Raw genomic sequence first — 22349 nt, forward strand, 5'->3', positions numbered from 1 at the left:
CAGCTATGCTTTTGGCGGCTTTACGAGGGTTGGACCGGGATACTCGACGATGGCATTCGCAGGAGAGCTGTTCGACCGGGTCTGGTCGCGCAAGACGCAATTGGGGCTGGCGGTCCGGGTCACGGTGGCGGCCACCGGCGCCTACGCGCTCGCCACCGCGCTGCATCTCTTGTTGCCGCTCTGGGCCGTCCTCACTTCCATCATCGTGACCCAGATGAGCGTCGGGCGCTCGCTGAAGGCGACACGCGACTACATGCTCGGCACCATCGGCGGCGCGATTTATGGCGGCGCTATCGCGATCCTGATCCCCTATTCCGGCGAACTGGGCCTGCTGGGTCTTCTGGTGCTGGCCGTGGCGCCGCTTGCCTTTGTCGCATCGATCTATCCGAATCTAAGCTCTGCAACGGTGACCGCCGTGATCGTGCTCGTGCTTCCGTCGATGCATCATGCCGATCCCATGGCCTCGGCGATTGATCGCGTCAGCGAAGTTTCGGTCGGCGCGGTGACGGGGCTGCTCGTCTCGTTCCTGGTGCTGCCATCGCGCGCGGTGCGGCAAATTCGCGCCAGCGCGGCGAAGCTGCTCGAATTGATCGCAGAAGCCTTCAGCGAATTGCTCGCAGGCCTGACGCGCGGCCGGGACAATGACGCGCTGCATCGGATTCAAGACGGTATCGGCGCCGCAATGGTCGGCATGAATACCATTGGCGCCGAAGCTGAGCGCGAGCGCTCTGCGCGATTGTCGAGCGGGCCGGACACCGGCCCGTTGTTGCGCACGATCTTGCGGCTGCGCCATGACGTCGTGATGATCGGCCGCTCGACCGTGGTGCCGTTGCCGGTCGAGGTGCAGACACGGCTTGCCGCGCCGCTGACGGAAGTCTCGACCGTGATCGCACGCTTCCTGCGCTCGGCCGCCGCGGCCTTGCGCGAAGGCGCCGGCGCCCCGCCGATCCATCCCGTCCACGTCGCGCTTCAGCATTATGCCGAAGCGGTCGCCGCTGTGCGCCGGGACGGCCTGATCCGGGGCCAGCCGAGCGATACCGCGGAGCGCTTCTTCGCGCTGGGCTTTTCGCTGGAGCAGATGCACCAGAATCTCTGCGATCTCGACCGCGTCGTCGGCGAATGGTCGGAGGCGGCGGCCGACAAGCCCGCGCGCGCGGCGGAGTGAGCTACCGCCGCGTCAGGCCCTTGCCCTGCATACGCCAGAGCAGCAGGTCGATGCGAGTTTGACCGCGAGATCAAATTCCGCGACGAGCTTCAGCGTCTTCGGCAGCCCCAGATAGCTGAACGGACTGCGGAAAGAGTAGAAGAGGTCGACGGACAGGGTCATCGCGCCGGCTCCGCGATGCGTCCCATCATGCTGCGGGCCACAAGCTTGTGGAACGGCGTGATCAGGGTGAGATAGGCACGGCCGAGCAGATTGTTGGTCCGCACCAGCGTGGTCAATGTCACTCGCCGGCCCGCGGCATCGCCGGCCACCTCGACGACGATGCGGAAGTCGAGATGAAAGTCGTCAAAACCCGCGACGAGCCGATCCGGGGTTTCGCTGAGGACCGGAAACAGGCCGATCAGGCCGCCTGGCGCGGGCGCGCCTTCGCCTGATGTCTTCAGTCCGAACGGAGCCACCAGGACGTTGCGCAGGCGCACGAGCGCATCGATCCAGCGCGGTCCGTGCAGCACCATCCGTGTGCAGGCCTCGCGGGCGTCGAGCTGTTGTTTGCCAATCGCGACGCGAAAGGCGTCGATGAACTGCGCGCCTGATAGCACGGCGTTGGCGTCGACCTCGTGAGTGACTTCGCGGACGGCTTCGGTCATTCCGCCAATTTGCGCGTCAACATCCGAAAGCGCAAGGTCAGAAGCCCGGCATAGACGAACGATCCGATCGACAGTCCGATCCAGACACCGACCGCGCCGAAATCGGCCTGGAAGGCGAGCGACCAGGCGATCGGAAAGCCGACGCACCAATAGCCGATAGCGGCGAATACCAGCGTCATCCTGGTGTCATTGATGCCGCGCAGCGCGCCGCCCATGATGGTCTGGATTGCATCGGCGATGAAGAAGGTCGCGCCGACCAGCAGCAGCGTCGCGGTCAGCTCGACGGTCGCCATGCTCGCCTCGCCGCGCCCGAAGAACAGCCGTCCGAGCTGATAGCGGCCGAGGATGATCGCGACGGTCAGGGCCGAGACGAACGCGATCCCGATCACCGCTGCGACGACACCTGCGCGCTTCACCGCGAGCGGCTCACCGCGGCCGAAGGCGTGGCCGACCCTCACCGTGGCCGCCATGCCGATGCCGAGCGGGACCATGAACAGCACGGCGGTGACCTGGAGCGCGATCTGATGCGCCGCGAGCGCCGTGGTCGAGATCAATCCCATCAGCAGTGCCGCCGACGAGAACAGGCCATATTCCAGCAGCAACGAGAACGAGATCGGGGCGCCGATCGCGATGAGCCGGCGCATCAGGGGCCAGTCGATCCGCCAGAGATGAGCGAGCAGACGATAGTCCGCGAACGGCTTGCGCAGCCCCGCAATGGCAAGCGTAGCAACGAAAGTGCCGAGATTGACCAGGGTGGTCGCAAGCCCCGCGCCGAACAGGCCGAGCTCCGGCAGGCCGAACAGGCCGTGGATCAGGGCATAGACCAGCGCGGCATTGAGCGGGATCGCGGCGAGCGTGATCCACAGCGGCGCCTGCGGCCGGTTCACCGCGCTCATCATGCTGCGCAGCGCGATGAAGCCCAGCGCCGGCGCGATGCCCCAGGCCAGCCCGTTCAGATAGCGCTGCGCGAGCGCGGCCGAGTGCGGCGCTTGACCGAGCGCGACCAGGATGTGCTCGCCATAGAGCGGCGAGGCCATCATCGGCAGCGAGATCAGGAGCGCGACCCACAGGCCGACGCGCAGGGAGCGGCGGATGCGCCTGACATCGCCGGCGCCGAAGGCCTGCGCGACCAGCGGCGAAACCGCTGCCATCAATCCGAGCCCAAAGGTGAAGCTGACGAAATAGACTGTATGAGCCAGCGCCGCCGCGGCGACCGCGGCCTCGCCGAGCCGCCCGATCAGCGCGAGATCGGTGGTGATCATCGCGATCTGCCCGAGCTGTGTCAGCATCATCGGCACGGCCAGTCGCAGCGTCTCGACGAACTCGTCGGCGAGAGGATCTGGCGGCACGCCGGCTTGCGGCTGCGAACGGGGCTGGACGGTGTCGAGCATGGCTATCCAATAGCATCGCAGGGCGACGAAAACATGGCCTCACTCTCGTGTCCCGGACGCGCGGAGCGCGAGCCGGGACCCAGAATCACGAGCGCTGTCTTTGCGGTATGGGCCCCGGCTCAGCAGCGCATCACTCGCGTGCTGCGCTGCGTCCGGGGCACGAGACCATCTCAATCCAGAAGTGGAAGCCGCCTCAGTCCTTCCGCTCCGGCACGCGCTTGATCTTCGCGCCGAGCGCATTCAGCCGTTCGTCGATGCGCTCGTAGCCGCGCTCGATCTGGTCGGCGTTGTCGATCGTGGAGGTGCCCTCGGCGCAGACCGCCGCCAGCAGCATGGCCATGCCGGCGCGGATGTCGGGTGAGGTCATCGTCGCGCCGTGCAGCCGGCTGGGTCCTGCGATGATGGCGCGGTGCGGGTCGCACAATACGATGCGCGCGCCCATCGCGATCAGCTTGTCGACGAAGAACATCCGCGATTCGAACATCTTCTCGAACATCAGGATCACGCCCTCGCATTGCGTGGCGGTGACGATCGCGATCGACATCAGATCGGCCGGGAAAGCCGGCCAGGGCTGGTCCTCCAGCTTCGGCACGTGGCCGCCAAAATCGTCCTGGATCTTCAGCGTCTGGTTCGAGGGCACGATGAGATCGTCGCCTTCAATGCGGCAGACGATGCCGAGCCGTTCGAAGCCCATGCGGATCGAGCGCAGATGCTCGACGCCGGCGCGCACGATGCGAAGCGGTGAGCGCGTCACGGCGGCGAGCCCGATCAGCGAGCCGACCTCGATATGGTCCGGCTGGATCCGGTAAGTCGCACCGCCCAGCGTCGCCGGACCGTGCACGATCATGGTGTTGGTGCCGATGCCTTCGATCTTCGCGCCGAGCGCGACCAGGAAGTTGGCGAGGTCCTGCACATGCGGCTCGGACGCGGCGTTGCGCAAATAGGTGACGCCGTCGGCGGCGACCGCCGCGACCAGCGCATTCTCGGTCGCGGTGACGCTGGGCTCGTCCAAAAACACGTCCGCGCCGGCCAGCCTTGCCGCGCGGAATTCGAGCCGGTCGGTTGCGGTGACTTTGGCCCCCAACTGCTCCAGCGCCAGCACATGCGTGTCGAGCCGGCGGCGGCCGATGACGTCGCCGCCGGGCGGCGGCAGCATGACTTCGCCGCAGCGGGCGAGCAGCGGGCCCGCGAGCAGGATCGAGGCGCGGATGCGGACGCACAAGTCGGGATCGAGATCGGCGGCGCGGATGCTCTTGGCGTGAATATGAAGCGTATTGCGGGCCGTCCATTCCGCGGCGGCACCGACCGAGCGGATCAGTTCGACCAGCGTCTCGGTGTCGCGAATCCGCGGCACGTTTTCCAGCGTCACCGGATGCTCGGTGAGCAGGGCTGCCGCGATGATCGGCAGGGCCGCATTCTTGTTGCCGGACGGCTCGATCGAGCCCGAGAGCCGCTGACCGCCCTCGACGATGTACTGGATGGGCGCCACGAAGGTCTCACTGTTCTGTTGGGTGGGGCGGGTGGTTTTCGAGGCGGAAACTACAGAGAATTGAGCGGGGGAGCAATTCGGGCTCGATGGCTATCACGAAGGACGTGCGCTCCCTCTCCCGCTTGCGGGGGAGGGCTAGGGAGGGGGTGCGTCCGCGGTGGGATTGTCGAAATCTACGGAGAATATCCCCGCGAGGAGAAAGCCCTCACCCGCCGCGCTCGGGACGATGCTTCGCATCGCCCGTCGCGCGCTGACCTCTCCCGCAAGCGGGAGAGGTACAGCGAGGTCGGGGCTAGATATCGATCGTCGCGCTCAGCGAATGTTCCTGGATGAAGTCGCGGCGCGGCTCGACCACGTCGCCCATCAGCTTGGTGAAGATGTCGTCGGCCTCGTCGACCTCCTTGACCTTCACCTGGAGCAGCGAGCGTGCGTCGATGTTGAGCGTCGTCTCCCAGAGCTGCTCCGGGTTCATCTCGCCCAGACCTTTGTAGCGCTGCAGCGTGACGCCCTTGCGGCCGGCGTCGGTGACGGCTTCGAACAGATCGACCGGGCCGTAGACCATGTGCTCGACGTCCTTGCGCCGCAGCTTGCCGGGGCGGACATAAACGTCATGGAGCTTCACCGTGTACTCGTCCAGCTTTCGCGCCTCGACCGAGCCGAGGAAGGCGTCGTCGATGACGGCGGCTTCCTTGACGCCGCGCACCGTACGCTCGAACTGGAAACCATGGCCTTCCACGTATTGACCGACCCAGCCGCGTTCGACCTCGTCGGCGAGGGTGTCGAGGCGGGCGGCGATGTATTGCGCGGCCGCGGCGGCTTTCTCCGGATCGCCGTAGATCGCCTTGTTGAGCACGCCGGTGATGGCGGCCTGCTCGATCACCTTGCGATTGTAGCGGGTGTGCAGGCTGCGCAGGATGCCGCGGACGGCGCGGGCGTCGTCGACCAGCGAACGCAGGTCGCGGCCGGTACGATCGCCGCCGGTGCCGGGAATATAGACGCAATCGTCCAGCCCGGTATCGATCAGATAATCTTCCAGCGCCCGCTCATCCTTCAGGTATTGCTCGGACTTGCCGCGGTTGACCTTATAGAGCGGCGGCTGCGCGATATAGAGATAGCCGCCGTCGATGATCTCCCGCATCTGCCGGTAGAAGAAAGTGAGCAGCAGCGTGCGGATGTGAGCGCCGTCGACGTCGGCGTCCGTCATCACGATGATCTTGTGATAGCGCAGCTTCTCGATCGAGAACTCGTCGCTGATGCCGGTGCCGAGCGCGGTGATGAGCGTGCCGATCTGCTCGCTGTGCAGCATCTTGTCGGGGCGCACGCGTTCGACGTTGAGAATCTTGCCGCGCAGCGGCAGCACGGCCTGGAACTCGCGGTTGCGGCCCTGCTTGGCGCTACCGCCTGCCGAGTCACCCTCGACGATGAAGAGCTCGGACTTCGCAGGGTCCTTCTCCTGGCAGTCGGCGAGCTTGCCGGGCAGCGAAGAGACCGAGAGTGGGCTCTTGCGCGTCAGTTCGCGCGCCTTTCGCGCGGCTTCGCGGGCCGCGGCCGCCTGGATCACCTTGCCGACGATCATCTTGGCTTCGGAGGGGTGCTCCTCGAACCAGGCCTGAAGCGCCTCGTTGAGCACGTTCTCGACCACGGGGCGCACTTCCGAGGACACCAGCTTGTCCTTGGTCTGCGACGAAAATTTCGGGTCCGGCACCTTCACGGAGAGAACGGCGGTGAGGCCTTCGCGGCAGTCGTCGCCGGTGAGCGCAATCTTTTCCTTTTTCGCGTTGGCATCGGCATAGCCGTTGACCTGGCGCGTCAGCGCGCCGCGGAAGCCGGCGAGATGGGTGCCGCCGTCGCGCTGCGGGATGTTGTTGGTGAAGCACAGCACGTTCTCGTGGTAGCTGTCGTTCCACCACAACGCGGCCTCGACGCCGATGCCGTTGGCTTCCGCGCGCACCATGATCGGCGCCGGCACGATCGCCTTCTTGTTGCGGTCGAGATATTTGACGAATTCCTCGACGCCGCCGGAATAGTGCATCTCCTCGCGCTTCTCGACCGCGTGACGCATGTCGGAGAGTGCGATGTTGACGCCGGAATTGAGGAAGGCGAGCTCGCGCAGCCGGTGCTCCAGCGTGGCGAAATCATATTCGATGTTCTTGAAGGTTTCGGTCGAGGCCTGGAACGTCACCTCGGTGCCGCGCCTGCCGGGCGCGTCGCCGACGGCCTTGAGCGGTGCAACGGCGTCGCCATGGGCGAACTCGATGTAGTGCTCCTTGTTGTCGCGCCAGATGCGCAAGCCGAGCTTGCTCGACAGCGCGTTGACGACGGAAACGCCGACGCCGTGCAGGCCGCCGGAAACCTTGTAGGAGTTCTGGTCGAACTTTCCGCCGGCATGCAGCTGGGTCATGATGACCTCGGCCGCCGAGATGCCTTCGCCCTTGTGGATGTCGACGGGAATACCGCGACCGTCGTCGCGCACGGTGACGGAATTGTCGGCATTGAGCACGACATCGACGCGCGTGGCGTGGCCCGCGAGCGCCTCGTCGATCGCATTGTCGACGACCTCGTAGACCATGTGATGTAGGCCCGAGCCGTCATCGGTATCGCCGATATACATGCCCGGACGCTTGCGGACGGCATCGAGACCCTTGAGCACGCGGATCGATTCCGCCCCGTAATCGCTCGGATTTGAGGGTTCGTTTTCGGCAGGCGTCTGCCGAGCAGGTTCTGTCATGAGAGGCCTTCGAGATGTCGCCCGAATCAGCGGCGCAAAAGGCGCTGATATGCGGGCTATTTGTGCCACGAAAGACGGATTGCGCCTAGCGCAAAGTATCTCCCGGCAAGTCCTTGATCAGATAGGATTTTTTGGCCGGTTTTCAAGGCTTTCGAAGGCCGATTCCAGGCGCTGGAAAAAGCGCGATTCGAGAAGCAGTTTCGGGCCGTGGAAGACGTGGATTTTGCGGGGACGAGGGGCGTTCCGAGGCGCTTGGAACGCCCCGGAACGGCCTTGCAGGCTCAATACATCTGAAGCGGCAGCACGTCTCCGCTTGGCCCCACCAGGAGGCCCCAGGCATCGCCGGCGGCCACGGTGAGGGTCTCGGTCCGGGCAGGGCGTCCCGCCAGACGCAGCGCGTACTGGTACTTGCCGGGCGGCAGATCGAGCATCGGGCCCTTCGGCGACTGCGGGCCGCCGGCGCCGGCCGCGATCTTCACGGTTTGATTGTTGATCGTCAGCGATGCTTCCTTCGGCCCCATATTGCCGAGCATCAGCCTGGCCTGTCCGGCCTTCGGCATGATGTCGGCCTTGGCCGCGGCCTGCGGATTCCGCTGCACCAGGCTGACGATTGTCTCGTCCCTGGCGCGGCCGAGCTTCAGCACGGCCGGTCCCTCCGGCGAGGTGAACGCGAGCTCCGCCCGCTCGGCGGTCACAGTCGCGCCGTCGGCCTTCTCCTGCCAGCCGCGCTTGGTCAGCTCCGTGCGATAGAACGCGAGGACGTCGCCAAGCGCGGCGGGGATGCTGGCTTCGAGCTCGCTCCGGAACGACTGGTCGCTGCCGGGGAATTTCGTGGAGCTAACCCCGGTGGAGCTGTGCTGCGTCGGCACCGGCAGGGCGGAATCGGGATCGAGCGTGAGGGGCTCGGCCGGCTTGGCTTGCACCGACTCGACCTGTCCCGGCTTGGCCTGGGCGGGCTTCGCTGCAGCCATCACCAGGCCCGATCCGTTGGCGCTGACATTCACCTTCGGCCCCATCTGCATTACGGTCATCGAGATCGATTTGCCACCCTTTGCGAACTCCATTACCGCCATGTTCGGCTGGTTGATGACGGACGGCTGCTCCTTCCAGCCTGCTGATTTCAGCAGCGCCCGGTAGAACGTGGCGAGCGCCTTGACGCTTGAGGTGGAAGCGAATTCGAGCCGGCCGGCACCGCCTTCGAACTTCACGCCCTCGGCGGTTTCAGGCAGCGGCACCGGCGTCTTGCTGTCGGCCAGTGCATTCAGCGGCGCATCTGACAGCGCGGCCGCCTGCACCTTGCGTCTTGCGTCGTCGGCGGTGATGAGCTGCTTGGCCGCACCTAACGCATCCCCAAGGAACTTCTCGTCGGCCTCCTTCTTCGCCTGGGCACGGGCGGCAAGTGCGGATTCCTTCACCTGCGCGGTCAGGCTGACCATGGTGAAATCGTATTTGCGGCCAAGCCGCAGCAGGCCGGTTTCCTCAGCCGAAGAGATCCTGATCGCGACCTCGTCGCCGGGCGCGCGCGGCGCGCTGCCGTCCTCCTGCCAGCCGCGCGCGGCGAGCTCGCGATGATAGAAAGCGAGCACGGCGGGCAGCTCGGCCATCGCGGCGGCTGACATTTCGCGCTTGTCGGAGCTTGCGCTGCCGAGGCCCTTGGCCGTCTTGGTCGGGCTCGGTCGCGGCAGGCCGGCCAGATCGCTATCCGCTTTTGAGCTCGCTGGGTAGCGCAAAGGGCGCGACCCGGATATCGACTTTGGTGCGGCCATCGTCGCGGCGCGTCAGCGTCAGCATCACGGGCTTCTGTTGATAAAAGCCGGTCTCCTTGCTATCGGCGTGCGCGTAGAACGCGCGCAGGCCGTTGGGAACGGTTTCATCCAGGCTGGTCGTCCAGCGCGCAGCGGTTTCCGGCGTGAGCTTCTGCCAGCCGATCGCAGCCATCTGGCTGCTGTAGAAGTCCGACGTTGCATCGAGCGGCGTCGACGCGATGCAGTCGAGATAGGGCCGCGTCCCGTCAAATACGATGTCGCTTGCGCCTTCCGGAAATGGCACGTTCCCGTAGATCCGGTCGGTCGTGTAGTAAACCACGGACTGGTCGGGCCGGCCGAGCGCCTGCGTGAAATGAACGAAAAGGCCCTGCCGACCCTTCTTGAACTTCAGCAGGCTGCTATTCTCCTCCAGCGGCATCACATAGGGCACCCAGCCGTTGGCGCTCAGGAGTTTTTGGACCGCCGGCAGTGTCACCGCCTGCGGCGTCGGCACGCGATACTCGACGCGATAGGGATCGGGGCGCAAGGTGTCTTCCACCGCGCCCTCGAGCTGCGGCAGCGCGTGGACGTCGACGATGCCCTCGTCGGCGCCGGCCGCGATCGAGCAACTCGCCATCAGGAAGAGACCGCATGCAAGCAGCTGCCATCGTGCCGGGACTTGCGTCCCGCGCGGGATCATCGACATGGTTACGTCTCCAGGATGCCGCGCGGCGCTTTGGCGCGTGCGATTGCAACGGCTGCGCCACCGTCGGCGCGGTCTCAGACCAGAAGTCGCTTCAGGAAGCGGGCAGGTTCAAAGATCTCGGAGGTCTCAATAGAGCTGAAGCGGCGACCATGCCTCGCCGTCGCGCCCGACGGTGAGCTCCCAGGCATCGCCGGCCGCGACGGTGAGGATGTTGGTGTGGGCCGGACGGCCGGGCACGCCCAGTTCGTAGGAATATCTGCCGGGCAGCAGATCCAGCGAGACCGCGTTGGCGCCGGCGGCGCGCTTGATGATCCGCTCGTTGATCCCGAGCACGGCTTCCGTCTCACCGATGTTACTGAACGCCAGCTTCGCCTGGCCCGGTTCGGGCATGACGTTCGCCCTGGCTGCAATGTCCGAGTTCTTCTGCACGAGCTGGACCGAGGTGCTGCTGTCCTTGCGGCCGAGTTCCAGCATGGCCGGCCCGAGCGGGGAGGCGAAGGTGAGCTGGACGTGATCGGCGGAGACGACAGCGTTATCGTGTTGCTCCTGCCAGCCGAGCTTTCCAAGCTCCGCACGGTAGAAGGCGAGAATGTCGCCGAGCTCGGCGGGCACGGTGGCTTCGAGCTTGACGCGGAGCGGCGCTTCAACGCCCCGCATCAGGGTGGTGTGAATTCCTCTAAAACTGTAGCGCGTCGGTGCGGGCAGCTTGGCATCGGGATCCGGCGTGAGGTCGGCCGAGAACAGCGGCGACAGATGCGGCATCCAGGCGCCGGCGCTTGCCGCGAGCATGCACGTCGCGAGCAAGACGAGGCCGCACGCAAACGCCCGCCATCGTGCCGGGGCTTGCACCCCGGACCTTACCGTCCGCATCTCATTCTCCAGGAATGCCGCGCGCATCAGTGTCATTGCGCGATGGCAGCGCTGCGACACTGCCGGCGCGGCCTCAGACAGCTAGTCGTTGACGGAACCACGCGGGTTCAATGCGGCGGCTCACCGACGCGCGCTGACTTGTCCGCTCTCGATGTCAAAGATCTCGCCCCCGGTGCCGATCTCGGCGAAGGCGGCCGGATCTGCTCCGGTCAGCCACACCTGCGCGCCGAGCTTGCGCAGCTCGTCGAACAGCGCTGCGCGCCTGCTGGGATCGAGATGCGCGACGACCTCGTCGAGCAGCAGCAGCGGCACGATGCCGGTCATCTCGGCGACCAGGCTCGCATGCGCCAGCACCAATCCGATCAGCAACGCCTTCTGCTCGCCGGTCGAGGCATCGCGCGCCGGCATGCTTTTCGGCGCGTAGATCACCTGGAGATCGGTGAGATGCGGACCGTCCGTGGTGCGACCGGCGATGGCGTCACGCGGACGGTTGTCGCGCAGGATCTGGCGGTAGCGGTCCTCGACCGACGTCGCCGTCTCGTTCAGCAGCGCGTTCTCCATCCAGCCGTCGAGCCCGATTTGCGCCGAGGGGAAGGCGGAGGTCTGCGCGCGTGCATTCAGCATGCCGGTGAGACGTGCCGCAGTCTGGCCGCGGGTTGCGGCGACGGCGACCGCAAGCTCCGCGGTCTCGCGCTCGATCGCGTCACACCAATGGTCGTCGTAATTGCGCGTCTCGAGCAGGCGGTTGCGCGAGCGCAGCGAGCGGTCCAGCGCCGAGATGCGGCTGGAATGGTCGCTGTCGATGGCAAGCACCAGGCGGTCGAAGAAGCGCCGGCGCTCGGACGCCGCACCCATGAACAGCCCGTCCATCGCCGGCGTCAGCCACACCATGCGGATATGGTCGCCGAAGGACGCCGCCGAATTGACCGGTTCGCGATCGATGCGGCAGCGCCGGCTGACCGGGCTGTCGGCGCGCGGCGGATCGATGCCGGTGCCGAGCGTGGCGAGGCCCAGCGCGCCCTCGACCTGTGCAGATACCGCCCAGGAGCCGTCGCCCTGGTTGTCGGCAACGTCGTCCAGCGTCGCACGCCGCAAGCCGCGTCCCGGCGACAGGAACGAGATCGCCTCGATGCAATTGGTCTTGCCCGCCCCGTTCGGCCCGACCAGCGCCACCATGTCAGCCGTCGCCTCGAGCCCCGCCGCCCGGTAATTGCGAAAATGCGTCAGCGTCAGGCGATGAATGCGGGAGGGGGTCATGATTTGCGGGCACACTCTGATCCCTCCCCCCTTGTGGGGGAGGGTGGCGCCTCACGAAGTGAGGCGACGGGTGAGGGGTATCTTACCGCCCGGCGAGCTTTGCAAGGATATCCTCCAATACCGAAGCGGGCTGCTGTAATACGTCATTGTTCCAGTAACGCGCGATGACAAAGCCTTCAGCGGAGAGAGCCGCATCACGCGCTGCATCGCTTCCTGATTCTGCGTGCTGACTGCCGTCGATCTCGATCACAAGGCGCTTCTCGAAGCAGACGAAGTCGAGAATGTAGTTCTCGATCGGAGCCTGTCGGCGAAATTTGTAGGCCGATAGCCGGCGATCCCTCAGTAAGCGCCACATAGCTGCTTCCGCATCCGTTGGCTCGTGCCGCATGCTCTTCGCGAACTGGCGAAGATGCCTGGCAGTCGGCCGATGATGCGAGCCGCGCGGCATCGGCGCTCATTCTGAATGTTGTTGGGACGCGGTGCTCTTCCCCTCTCCCCTTGCGGGAGAGGGTGCCGTCGCGCAGCGACGGCGAGTGAGGGGTTGTCTCCGCACAGGAAGTGTCGCGAGAGGACCCCTCACCCGAGTAAGATCTTGGCTAATAGCGGAGCTGCCCTCTCCCGCAAGGGGAGAGGGCGCGGTAAGGCGCATCGCGCCTGGTTCATGACGGAATACGAATACCTGGTGTCCGCGCGGGAGCACGTCCCTCACACTCGCATCGGCATCAGCACGTACAGCGCGCTCTTGTCGTCGCGGTCTTGCACCAGCGTCGGCGAGCCGGGGTCGGCGAGCCGGAGCGTTGCGACGTCGCCTTCGATCTGGGCTGCGATGTCGAGCAGATAGCGGGAGTTGAAGCCGATATCGAGAGCGTCGGAGGCGTATTCGACTTCGAGCTCTTCGGTCGCGCTGCCGGAATCCGGGTTGGTCACCGACAGCACCAGCTTGCCCGGCGACAGCGACAGTTTCACGGCCCGCCCGCGCTCGCTGGAGATGGTGGAAACGCGGTCGACCGCGTTCTCAAAATCCTTCTTGTCGACGACGAGCTCCTTGTCGTTACCCTGCGGGATGACACGGCTGTAATCGGGGAAGGTGCCGTCGATCAGCTTCGAGGTCAGGACCACATTGCCGATGGTAAAGCGGATCTTTGCCTGCGACAGCTCGATCGTGACCTCGGCCTCGTTGTCCTCGATCAGGCGCTGCACCTCGCTGACCGTCTTGCGCGGAACGATCACGCCGGGCATGCCGTCGGCGCCCTTGGGCTGGACCAGGTCGAGCTGCGCGAGGCGGTGGCCGTCGGTGGCGACGCCGCGCAGGGTCGCGGCATTGGCGGAGCCTGCGGCATGCAGATAGATGCCGTTGAGGTAGTAGCGCGTCTCCTCGGTGGAGATCGCGAACTGGGTGCGGTCGATCAGCCGCTTGACGTCCTTGGCGGCGAGCGAGAACGAATGCGACATGTCGCCGGCGGCCAGATCCGGAAAATCATTCTCCGGCAGCGTCTGCAGCGTGAAACGGGAGCGGCCGGCGCGGATCGCCAGCACGGCGCGGTCGCCGTCGGCTTCGAGCACGATCTGCGAACCATCGGGCAGCTTGCGCACGATGTCGTAGAACATGTGCGCCGGCACGGTGGTGGACCCTGCGGTCGCGGTTTCCGCCGCGAGCGTTTCCGTCACCTCGAGGTCGAGGTCGGTCGCCTTCAGCGACAATTTCGCGTTCTCGGCCCGGACCAGCACGTTGCCGAGGATTGGAATCGTGTTGCGGCGCTCGACCACGCGGTGGACATGGCCCAGCGACTTCAGGAGTTGCGCGCGTTCGACCGTAACCTTCATTGCACTACTCGCCCGATCCCCAAGGAAACACAAATTTGGAAAAGCCGGGCGGCGGGACGCGCGCCACGGTACCGAAGACCCCCAAAGCCGGATCATCCAGCCGATATGACCAAAGCCTTCAGGGTCGCGCAAGGTGGCGCGTAAAGTCATCCGTTTCAAGGGATCGCGGGATGGTTCCCCACGATTTACAGGCAAAAACACGCCCGCCGCCCAGGCATGGCCGGGGCGGCGGGGGGAAGGGGAAAGACCTGGGCGTTTATTCCTGAAGCTGACGCTTCAGCGATTCGACCTCGTCCGACAGCGCCGGTGTCCTTGGAAACCAGGGCTTCGATCTTGCGAACGGCGTGCAGCACCGTGGTGTGGTCGCGCCCACCGAAGCGGCGGCCGATTTCCGGCAGCGAGCGCAGGGTCAGCGTCTTGGCGAGATACATCGCCACCTGGCGCGGACGGACCACGTTGGCGGTCCGGCGCGAGGACAGCAGGTCGGAGCGGCTGACATTATACTGCCGCGCCACCACACGCTGGATGTCCTCGATCTTGATGCGCTTCGGCTCCTGCGGCCGGATCAGGTCGCGCACCTCGTGCTCGGCCATTTCCAGCGTCACCGGCCGGTTGTTGAGCTTCGAGTGCGCGAGCAGGCGGTTGATCGCGCCTTCGAGATCCCTGCCGTTATGGGTGATGGCGCGGGCCAGATAGGTCAGAACCTCCTCCGGCACCTCGAACGTCGCGTGATGGGCGCGGGCCGCCGCGACGCGCGACTTGAGAATGCCATGCCGCAGCTCCTCGCCGAGCGAGGCCATCTCGACCACGAGGCCGCCGGCCAGCCGCGAGCGCACGCGATCATCGAGGCTTTCGAGATCGGACGGCGGACGGTCGGCCGCGATCACGACCTGGCGTCCGGCGTCGATCAGCGCGTTCAGGGTGTGACAGAACTCGGCCTGGGTCGACTTGCCCTGCAGGAACTGGAGATCGTCGATCACGAGCACGTCGATGCCGCGCAGCGCTTCCTTGAAGGCCAGTGCCGTCTGCGTCTTCAGCGCGGCGACGAAGCCGTACATGAATTTTTCAGCGGTCAGGTAAAGCACCTTGCGCTCGTTGCCGGAATTGCCGGCCCAGGTCACCGCCTGCAACAGATGCGTCTTGCCGAGGCCAACGCCGGCATGGATGTAGAGCGGATTGAACATGACGGGATCGCCGCGGCGACCCTCCGCGACCTGACGCGCAGCGGCATGCGCCAGCGTGTTGGAGCGGCCGACGACGAAGCTTGCGAAGGTCAGGCGCGGATCGAGCGGCGAGCCGCCGAGCGCATCGTGATTGGCCGAGACCGGCGCGGTCGCGGTCGAGCGCAGCTCCGGCGCAGGCGAGCGGCGTGCTTCAACCGGCGCGGGCACTTCCTTCTGCTGAACGACCGGACGCACGGCCGAACGCACGGTGAGATCGATACGATGCACTTCGGGCATCTCGGCCTGCCAGCACGACAGCACGCGCTCGGCGTAATGCGCCTGAATCCAGCTCTTCAGGAAGCGCGTGGGAACCGAGAGCCGCACGCTCTCCTCCTGCACACCTTCCAGATCCATGCGAGCAAACCAGCTCGTATAGACGTCTTCGCCTACGTTCGTGCGCAGCCGGCTCTTCACGCGTGACCAGCGATCCTGTTCCGATGGGTTCATCGTTAAAAACTTCTCTTGAGAGATAAGGTTGCGTTGTGAACGCCATGCGGGGTTCCCCGTCATGGCGCGACCTCAAGCGATTCCATCGTCGGGCACAGCTCGACCGTTCGGCGCGAACGCCGCGAGGTCAGATCAGCGATGTCGGAGATGGAGAGTTCGCGAGGTCAGCGCGTACTCGGCGCGCCCTCACACGAGGGGGGCTGAACGCAGGACGGATCGGAGACGGCATCGTCGAACGATGGAATCTGTGTCAACACCGCGTTGAATCCGTAGGACATGATACCTCCCCGTCCTGCCGCGATCGCTCACGGCAAGGTCCTGCCTGAAAAACAACCGCATCTGAATTGCTCCAGCCGCGGATGCGCCCGTCTGTACTCGTCGTCCGCTCGGCTTCGCCATCCTGCGTGTCGGAGTAGCCTCGAGATGTCTCTCATTTTGCGCTGGGCGCGAGCGGGAAGATCCCGCTTGGAGACATTCAGACAAAGAACTACCGTTCCCATATTGCTATGGGTTTCGAACCGACAATCGCTGGGTTAAGCGTCGCTTACGTGCACATCGCCGCCGATTTGCACGCTCGCCCCGTTTCCGATACCGCGCTGGTCTCAAGATCGTGGGCGCCGCTGACGCCTTAAGGAATACACTATGCCGAAGGACTCGCAACGAAATTGATTCACACTTGAGGCGCCAAAAAACTTGATCTGCGTTAACGCCGCGCGCGACTTGTGCACAGGCTTCAGACCAAGGTTTTGGATTCGTGCACAGAATCGAAAGAGCCGCGCCTTGTGTGACAATTCTCCGCCACTGCCAAAAATTCTTTACAAAAGCGTCACGCGGCGAGACGCGCGGGCGATTTTTCCAAATGCTTGGCGTCACTATGTCGATAAGTGATTAGCGAGACACCGTTTTTTGAGTCTCGTTTCACAGGGTAACTCCATCGCCTGGCGCGATCCGGTGAAACTACGGTGTGAAGAACGCGCAGGCGCAGGAATTCAACTTGAGCCCGCCTCGCAAGGGCTTTTTGCACCGCGGTGAAAAGTTTCCCCTGTTGCAAAATCACCCGCAGGTAGAACTAATGGTGTGGACGCCGCGATCCTTCGATCGAAGGTCGGTCGCGCCTGACTGCTTGCGTGACTATGGCTGGCAACAAAAAAGCCCGGCGTGATGCCGGGCTGTTTGACGCGTGCGATGTGCGACCGGATCGTCCGATCGAACGAAGGCTTGCTAGGTCACTCGCCAGATTACTCGCGGGCTTACTTGGCGAGCTTGGCGATCTGCGCGGTGAGCCGCGAGACTTTGCGGCTGGCGTTGTTCTTGTGAATGATGTTGCGCTGGGCTGCGCGCATCAAAGCGGGCTCGGCATTCGCCAGCGCCGTCACAGCGGCGGCGCGGTCGCCGGTCTTGATGGCTTCTTCGACGTTACGCACGGCACCGCGCATCTGGGTGCGGCGCGACTTGTTGACGGCGGTGCGGCGGGCGATCTTGCGCGTCGCTTTCTTGGCGGAAGTGGTATTGGCCATGGTCTCAATGTCCTTTGCGGGTACCGGTCGCGTCTTGGTCGGTAGCGCCGGCTTGCTTGACCGCGTAATCGACGCTCGGAATCAGGGTGTTCGGTTGCTAGGCTGTTCCCGGAACATGAGCGACAGCCTTGCGGCTGTCTCTGAGGCCCAAAGAGCCTCTAAGCCCAAAGAGCCTGCAACTGCTCAAAGAACAGCGGCGGCAGGATTGCGCCCGCCGCCAGTTGGCGCCCTTATAGAGAGGGTCTTTGGCACCGTCAACGCTTTCCCGGGCTGGAAAACCAGCCCCTAGGGCCTGGATGAGTGCCGTAACGCCCTGAAGAGGTTGAATTTCTGCCGTCTCCCTTGTATTGGCTGGCAGCGTTACGAGGATCGTCCGATCGGACGACCATATAAGGTGAAGCATGATCCGCGGCTTTTTCCGACTGATTGGGCTGTTGCTGCTCGCCGGCGGATTCATCTTCATGGTCTATGACGGCGCCCGCTGGGTGGCTGACCAGACCCTGCGGTTCACCCGCTTCGGCCAGTTCTGGAACGACATCAATCAGGCCAGCCAGACGGCGTTCCGGACCTGGGTCGAGGCCAAGGCGCCATGGCTCTGGACCTCGGTGATCCGCCTGGTGCTGGATCAACCGGTTTTCGCCGTCCTCGGCATTCTGGGCATCCTCCTGATGATCCTGTTTCGCCCGCGCAAGCCGCTGATCGGTTATTCCCGGGATTGAGCTTTCAATCCCCCGACTGAGCCGGGCGCGCGCGGCGTAACAGGGCTGCCCCTTGCGGCGTAGATCCCTATATTCCCACCTGATCGCGAGCACGCCGCCTGAGCACCTGTCTCAAGCGACCGACAGCTCGTTGCGGAGATTCAATCATGCTTTTCATGCGCAAGACCACCGCATTGCCGAGCGCCACGGAAGCGCTGCCCGGCCGTGCGCAAGCTATTCCGACCGCGACCAGCCATTTCGTCAACGGCGCGAAGTTGCAGTCGCCTTATCCCGCAGGCCTCGAGCAGGCGGTGTTCGGGCTCGGCTGCTTCTGGGGCGCGGAGCGCAAGTTCTGGGAGCTCGGCGACGGCGTTTACGCCACCGCCGTCGGGTATGCCGGCGGCCACACGCCGAATCCGACCTATGAAGAGACCTGCTCAGGCCGCACCGGCCACACCGAAGTGGTGCTGGTCGTGTTCGATCCGAAAAAGATCTCCTACGAGAAGTTGCTGAAGATTTTTTGGGAGAGCCACAACCCGACCCAGGGCATGCGTCAGGGCAATGACGTCGGCACGCAGTACCGAAGCGCGATCTACACTTATTCGGACGCGCAGAAGAAAGCGGCCGATCAATCGAAGGCGCTCTATCAGAAGGCGCTTGCCGCAAAAGGTCTCGGCGCTATCACCACCGAGATCGCACCCGCCGGCGAATTCTATTTTGCCGAGGACTATCATCAGCAATATCTGGCGAAGAATCCCGCCGGCTATTGCGGTTTGGGCGGCACCGGCGTGTCCTGCCCGATCGGCGTCGGTGTGAGCGCGTAAGCTGGCGACGAACTCGCTGTACCTCTCCTGCAAGAGCAGGGCAGCGGCATTTGAGAGCAGTTTCCTGCGGCCGATCCTTCGAGACGCCCGCTTTAGGCGGGCTCCTCAGGATGAGGATGGAGTGTACGGCAACAATTTCAACAGGCACCGATGCCGATTAGCCTCATCCTGAGGAGACCGCAGAGCGGTCGTCTCGAAGGACGAGGCGCGCGTTCAGGCTGGCCCAAAAAGCCATATGCGATAGCAGTGCCCGCAAGCGGGAGAGGGAGCGCAGCGCGGCATCGTCGCGCCGCCTCAACGCTTTATTAACCATAACCGGTGCAACACTGGATTTGTCTCGTTTCGAGGGATAGGTCCGGTGCCGGTTGCACGCGCGTTTCGATGGTCGATCTTGGCAACGTCCTTGGCAGCGTCCGCCGCGCTTGCGCTTGGCGGCTGCATGCAGACCGCCGGCCCCGTCGCGGTGATGCAGCCGCGCGCCGATCTCGACTCCATGGCCTATGGCCAGCCCTATTACGCGCCACAGCCGGTCGTCGTCGGCGACGGTGGCGGCGCCATCGGGGCTCTGCGCAATTCCTTTGCCTCTTCGCCTGCGCCCATGCCGGTCGGTTACGCCGCACCGATGGCGGCGCCGGTCCGCTACGATTCTTCCTACCATCTCGATGCCGGCGACAGGCTGCGCGTCGTGGTCTATGGCCAGGAAGGTCTCACCAACAGCTACGCCATCGACGCTGGCGGCTCCATCACCATGCCGCTGATCGGCGGCGTGCCGGCACGCGGTCGTACCCCGGCCGGCCTCGCCGGCGACATCGCCGCACGCTTGCGCAACGGCTTCATCCGCGAGCCTTCCGTGGCCGTGGAGATCGAGGCCTATCGCCCGTTCTTCATCCTCGGCGAAGTCTCCGCGCCCGGACAATATCCTTACGTACCGAACATGACGGTCGAAAGCGCCGTCGCGATCGCGGGCGGCTTCTCGCCGCGCGCCAAGCGCGACGTTGTCACCGTCACGCACACCGAAGCCGGTGGCTCCATGCGCGCTATCGTCCCGCTCGGCGCGCCCCTGGCCCCCGGGGACACCGTGTTCATCGGCGAGCGCTGGTTCTAGCTCACCGCCTGAAATCCAGCCGTCCGTTCGGAAAACATCCGTCGATCCTGTTGGCGTCGACCACGAGCCCGATCCATGGCCGCGTGATCGCCGGCGTGGTCAGGTTGATGTATTTTCCGACCAGGCGACCCGCGCCGTCGCGCGCGGCATCGATCAGCCCGTGCCGACGACCGTCGTCCCAGTCGAAGCGCAGATAGATTCGCTCGCTTTTGACCTGAACCTCGGCGCGCCCCTGCTTCCATTTCTCCGCCGTATCGCCGCCGATGGTCGGATCGGCGCCGCCATTCCAGCGGCTCGTCCAGCGGCCCTCGATCGGATCGTACATTGTCGCGATGGAGGCCCATGCCGCCGCGTTGCCGTCGGTTGCATCGCCGGACAGCGTGGCGGTCGCGGCATAGTCTGTCACTTCGGAATCATCGGGCGAGGGGACGTCCATGGTTCCGAACGGATTGCGGATGTCGAGGTGCGTGATGGCCTGCTGCATGGCGGTCTCCTGGCGTGAGCTGGCTTGATCCGCCTGCTCTATCGCCGCGCGCCGTGCTGCAGCCACCCGATTCCTGCTCTCCTCATTCCGGGCCTGCGCCGCTCGACGCATCCCGGAATGACGGCAGCAAGTGCGGCCCTATTTCAAATGCTTGGCAAAAAAATCCATGCTGCGCGGCCAGGCGATGTCGGAGCTGGCTTTGTCGTAGCTCGGACGCTCGTCGCAATGAAAGCCGTGCTGGGCGCCCGGATAGACGAAGACCTCGACATCCGGCCGCTTGGTCTTGACGGTCTCGACGTCGGTCAGGGGGATGCCGGTATCCTTCTCGCCGAAATGCAGCTGCGTCGGCACTTTCGGTGTCTCGTCGGCAAAGCGCACGACCGCGCCGCCGTAATAACCGATCGCGGCCTTCAGGCCCGACAGCCGCGTCGCCGCGACGAAGGCGATGCTGCCGCCGAGACAGAAACCGATAATGCCGACCGGGCCGACGCTCTTCACCGCATCGATTGCCGCCTGCGTGTCGCGCAGCATCGCCTCCCAATCCGGGCTGGCGACGAACTTGCGCGCTTCCGCGATCTCGTCAGGCGTGTAGCCCGACTGGAAGCCCGGCGACGTCCGGTCGAAGATCGACGGCGCGATCGCGACATAGCCTTCCCCGGCGAGGCGATCGCAGACCGAGCGGATGTGATGATTGACCCCAAAGATCTCCTGGATCACCACCACCGCGCCCTTCGCCGTGCCCGAGGGCTCAGCGCGATAGGCACCGAACTGGAAATTGTCGGAAGCCGTCAATTTGATGTCTTGTCCCACGCGGGTTGTCCTTTTTGGTTGACCGTCGATCACGAACTCCGCTCGCATCCCTCATCCTGAGGAGCTTGCGAAGCAAGCGTCTCGAAGGATGCAGGCCGAGAGGTAGCAGCGGGGGCCTGCATGGTTCGAGACGGCGCTTCGCGCCTCCTCACCATGAGGATCACTCCCACATCCAGTTTTCGCCGTAGTCTTCCTTCCATCCTGCCAACCGTCCGTGACGGAATTGCAGGAACAGGCGATGGCGAGAGGGTATCAATCCGCTGCCGCCGATGTTGCGCAAAGCGAGGTAGATCTCGCTGCCGGGACGCCCGCGGACGTATCGCAGCGGCTGCCCCAGGGCGCGCGCGGTCTGCTCGGCGTCCATGCCGAAAGCGAGTGGCGTATTGTTCGACAAGGTCGCAACAAAAGGGAGGCGCGGCGGCATGGTGCCGAACGGCTCGGCCTGCGCAGATACCGATAGCAACACCGCGCCCGCCGCCAACATCGCTCGCTTCATTGCCAGTGTTCCTGTCCGCCCGTCCTATCCCGGCAAGTTCTTCAGGAAAGGCACCACCGCGTCAACAAAAGCCTGCGGCTGATCGATGTTGACGGCATGCCCGGCGGCGGGGATCACGACTTTTTGTGCGCCGGGAATTTTTGCCGCCATGTAGTCGGACGCGGCGAGGAACGGCGTGTCGTCGGCGCCGACAACGATCAGCGGCCGGCACCTTGATATCCGGCAGCAGCTCGATCACCTTCGCATCGCGCTGGGTCAGCATGCCGCGTGCGGCAAGCGCCAATCCCCTGGCGTTGCGATGGCTGGCCGTGGCGCGCTCGCGCGTCGCTGCCTTCAGCATGTCGAGGCCTTCGCGATCGAGCCTGTCGGCAGTGGCGAGCGCTCGCGCGTTCCAGGCCTCGCGCGCGTCGTCCTTCTTGAAGCCCGGGCCGGTGTCGATGATCAGCAGCGCGCGGGCGCGCATCGGAAGCGCGCGAGTGAAAGCGAGTGTCATGTAGCCGCCGAGCGACAGCCCGCCGATGATGGCGCGCTCAGCGCCGGCTGCATCGAGGATCGCGGCCATGTCGCCGACGGTCAGCGCCTCGTTGTAGGCGGCGGGATCGTCGGGATAGTCGGACTGGCCGTGACCGCGCATGTCCCACAAGATCAGCTTGTGATCCCCGGCAAGCGCATCGATCTGCCCATGCCACATTGCCGAGGTCGAGGGAGTAGCCATGGGTCAGCAGCAGTGGCGGTCCCTCGCCATGAACCTCGTAATAGATTCCGACGCCGTCCCGATCGATCCTTGGCATTGCTTCCACCTTGTTATCTTGTTTCTTCGTCCATCCTAACGCGCTGGGTTACTCGTAGGAAACCGCCTGATTGCGATTGCCTGCATGCCTGGCGCCGCACTCGGTTGCGTTCAGTGGCTGCAACACCGCCCT

General features: G+C 64.8%; 16 protein-coding genes and 4 pseudogenes. 4 read left to right on the plus strand and 16 right to left on the minus strand.

Annotated features, from left to right (window positions below):
• Positions 1 to 49 precede the first annotated feature (49 nt).
• Positions 50 to 1165, plus strand: coding sequence for an FUSC family protein (locus ACVWW3_RS32575; RefSeq protein ID WP_247441991.1), 1116 nt, complete (start codon positions 50 to 52; stop codon positions 1163 to 1165).
• 54 nt (positions 1166 to 1219) lie between these two features.
• Here ACVWW3_RS32575 and ACVWW3_RS32580 read toward each other — a convergent pair.
• The 12 genes and pseudogenes from ACVWW3_RS32580 to rpsT form a co-directional block, all read right to left on the minus strand.
• A pseudogene (locus ACVWW3_RS32580) lies at positions 1220 to 1327 on the minus strand (2-hydroxychromene-2-carboxylate isomerase); the annotation flags it as partial.
• Positions 1324 to 1812, minus strand: a complete 489-nt coding sequence (locus ACVWW3_RS32585; protein ID WP_456651936.1) for a DUF2867 domain-containing protein — start codon at positions 1810 to 1812, stop codon at positions 1324 to 1326. The pseudogene ACVWW3_RS32580 and the gene ACVWW3_RS32585, both read right to left, overlap by 4 nt.
• On the minus strand, positions 1809 to 3203 hold the full coding sequence (locus tag ACVWW3_RS32590) for an MATE family efflux transporter (RefSeq protein ID WP_456651935.1): 1395 nt from the start codon (positions 3201 to 3203) through the stop codon (positions 1809 to 1811). Before ACVWW3_RS32590 ends, ACVWW3_RS32585 begins: the two co-directional genes overlap by 4 nt.
• Positions 3204 to 3396: 193 nt before the next feature.
• Positions 3397 to 4692 carry a UDP-N-acetylglucosamine 1-carboxyvinyltransferase gene (gene murA / locus ACVWW3_RS32595; RefSeq protein WP_456651934.1) on the minus strand — a complete coding sequence of 432 codons (1296 nt, stop codon included), beginning with the start codon at positions 4690 to 4692 and terminating at the stop codon, positions 3397 to 3399.
• A gap of 292 nt (positions 4693 to 4984) precedes the next feature.
• Complete coding sequence (gene gyrB, locus ACVWW3_RS32600) at positions 4985 to 7420, minus strand: DNA topoisomerase (ATP-hydrolyzing) subunit B (RefSeq protein WP_456651933.1); 2436 nt, start codon at positions 7418 to 7420, stop codon at positions 4985 to 4987.
• 281 nt (positions 7421 to 7701) lie between these two features.
• Positions 7702 to 9871, minus strand: a pseudogene (locus ACVWW3_RS32605) (hypothetical protein).
• Between the two features lie 126 nt (positions 9872 to 9997).
• A complete protein-coding gene (locus ACVWW3_RS32610) occupies positions 9998 to 10741 on the minus strand; it encodes a hypothetical protein (protein ID WP_456651931.1) in 744 nt (247 codons plus the stop codon).
• 120 nt (positions 10742 to 10861) lie between these two features.
• Positions 10862 to 11998 carry a DNA replication/repair protein RecF gene (gene recF, locus ACVWW3_RS32615; protein ID WP_456651930.1) on the minus strand — a complete coding sequence of 379 codons (1137 nt, stop codon included), beginning with the start codon at positions 11996 to 11998 and terminating at the stop codon, positions 10862 to 10864.
• An 82-nt stretch (positions 11999 to 12080) separates the two neighbouring features.
• Positions 12081 to 12446, minus strand: coding sequence for an endonuclease domain-containing protein (locus ACVWW3_RS32620; protein WP_456651929.1), 366 nt, complete (start codon positions 12444 to 12446; stop codon positions 12081 to 12083).
• A 257-nt stretch (positions 12447 to 12703) separates the two neighbouring features.
• Positions 12704 to 13822, minus strand: a complete 1119-nt coding sequence (gene dnaN / locus ACVWW3_RS32625; RefSeq protein ID WP_247351542.1) for a DNA polymerase III subunit beta — start codon at positions 13820 to 13822, stop codon at positions 12704 to 12706.
• A gap of 256 nt (positions 13823 to 14078) precedes the next feature.
• Positions 14079 to 15492: pseudogene (gene dnaA / locus ACVWW3_RS32630) on the minus strand (chromosomal replication initiator protein DnaA).
• A 1250-nt stretch (positions 15493 to 16742) separates the two neighbouring features.
• A complete protein-coding gene (gene rpsT, locus ACVWW3_RS32635; protein WP_007598259.1) occupies positions 16743 to 17009 on the minus strand; it encodes a 30S ribosomal protein S20 in 267 nt (88 codons plus the stop codon).
• 401 nt (positions 17010 to 17410) lie between these two features.
• Here rpsT and ACVWW3_RS32640 point away from each other — a divergent pair, with 401 nt between their 5' ends.
• The 3 genes from ACVWW3_RS32640 to ACVWW3_RS32650 all read left to right on the plus strand — a co-directional run bounded on the left by ACVWW3_RS32640 (position 17411) and on the right by ACVWW3_RS32650 (position 19636).
• Positions 17411 to 17728: a hypothetical protein gene (locus tag ACVWW3_RS32640; protein WP_007616084.1), complete on the plus strand. Its 318-nt coding sequence runs from the start codon at positions 17411 to 17413 to the stop codon at positions 17726 to 17728.
• Between the two features lie 146 nt (positions 17729 to 17874).
• The gene (msrA, locus tag ACVWW3_RS32645; protein ID WP_456651928.1) at positions 17875 to 18531 is read left to right on the plus strand and encodes a peptide-methionine (S)-S-oxide reductase MsrA; all 657 of its coding nucleotides are present in this window, start codon (positions 17875 to 17877) and stop codon (positions 18529 to 18531) included.
• Between the two features lie 358 nt (positions 18532 to 18889).
• Positions 18890 to 19636 carry a polysaccharide biosynthesis/export family protein gene (locus ACVWW3_RS32650; protein ID WP_456651927.1) on the plus strand — a complete coding sequence of 249 codons (747 nt, stop codon included), beginning with the start codon at positions 18890 to 18892 and terminating at the stop codon, positions 19634 to 19636.
• Position 19637: 1 nt separating this feature from the next.
• Here the strand turns inward: ACVWW3_RS32650 and ACVWW3_RS32655 are convergent, their stop codons facing one another.
• The 4 genes and pseudogenes from ACVWW3_RS32655 to ACVWW3_RS32670 all read right to left on the minus strand — a co-directional run bounded on the left by ACVWW3_RS32655 (position 19638) and on the right by ACVWW3_RS32670 (position 22217).
• A complete protein-coding gene (locus tag ACVWW3_RS32655; protein WP_456651926.1) occupies positions 19638 to 20120 on the minus strand; it encodes a hypothetical protein in 483 nt (160 codons plus the stop codon).
• A gap of 138 nt (positions 20121 to 20258) precedes the next feature.
• Entirely contained in the window at positions 20259 to 20930 is a 672-nt protein-coding gene (locus ACVWW3_RS32660) for a dienelactone hydrolase family protein (protein ID WP_456651925.1), read from the minus strand.
• A gap of 160 nt (positions 20931 to 21090) precedes the next feature.
• A complete protein-coding gene (locus ACVWW3_RS32665; protein ID WP_247351555.1) occupies positions 21091 to 21426 on the minus strand; it encodes a hypothetical protein in 336 nt (111 codons plus the stop codon).
• Between the two features lie 24 nt (positions 21427 to 21450).
• A pseudogene (locus tag ACVWW3_RS32670) lies at positions 21451 to 22217 on the minus strand (alpha/beta fold hydrolase).
• Positions 22218 to 22349 lie beyond the last annotated feature (132 nt).

The sequence above is a fragment of the Bradyrhizobium sp. LM2.9 genome, assembly GCF_054056555.1.

Excerpts from the sequence above, each read along its gene's own strand:
- ACVWW3_RS32575 (WP_247441991.1), top strand. The coding sequence starts at position 50 with ATGGCATTCGCAGGAGAGCTGTTCGACCGGGTCTGGTCGCGCAAGACG.
- ACVWW3_RS32585 (WP_456651936.1), bottom strand. The coding sequence starts at position 1,812 with ATGACCGAAGCCGTCCGCGAAGTCACTCACGAGGTCGACGCCAACGCC.
- ACVWW3_RS32590 (WP_456651935.1), bottom strand. The coding sequence starts at position 3,203 with ATGCTCGACACCGTCCAGCCCCGTTCGCAGCCGCAAGCCGGCGTGCCG.
- gyrB (WP_456651933.1), bottom strand. The coding sequence starts at position 7,420 with ATGACAGAACCTGCTCGGCAGACGCCTGCCGAAAACGAACCCTCAAAT.
- ACVWW3_RS32610 (WP_456651931.1), bottom strand. The coding sequence starts at position 10,741 with ATGCGGACGGTAAGGTCCGGGGTGCAAGCCCCGGCACGATGGCGGGCG.
- recF (WP_456651930.1), bottom strand. The coding sequence starts at position 11,998 with ATGACCCCCTCCCGCATTCATCGCCTGACGCTGACGCATTTTCGCAAT.
- ACVWW3_RS32620 (WP_456651929.1), bottom strand. The coding sequence starts at position 12,446 with ATGCCGCGCGGCTCGCATCATCGGCCGACTGCCAGGCATCTTCGCCAG.
- dnaN (WP_247351542.1), bottom strand. The coding sequence starts at position 13,822 with ATGAAGGTTACGGTCGAACGCGCGCAACTCCTGAAGTCGCTGGGCCAT.
- rpsT (WP_007598259.1), bottom strand. The coding sequence starts at position 17,009 with ATGGCCAATACCACTTCCGCCAAGAAAGCGACGCGCAAGATCGCCCGC.
- ACVWW3_RS32640 (WP_007616084.1), top strand. The coding sequence starts at position 17,411 with ATGATCCGCGGCTTTTTCCGACTGATTGGGCTGTTGCTGCTCGCCGGC.
- msrA (WP_456651928.1), top strand. The coding sequence starts at position 17,875 with ATGCTTTTCATGCGCAAGACCACCGCATTGCCGAGCGCCACGGAAGCG.
- ACVWW3_RS32655 (WP_456651926.1), bottom strand. The coding sequence starts at position 20,120 with ATGCAGCAGGCCATCACGCACCTCGACATCCGCAATCCGTTCGGAACC.
- ACVWW3_RS32665 (WP_247351555.1), bottom strand. The coding sequence starts at position 21,426 with ATGAAGCGAGCGATGTTGGCGGCGGGCGCGGTGTTGCTATCGGTATCT.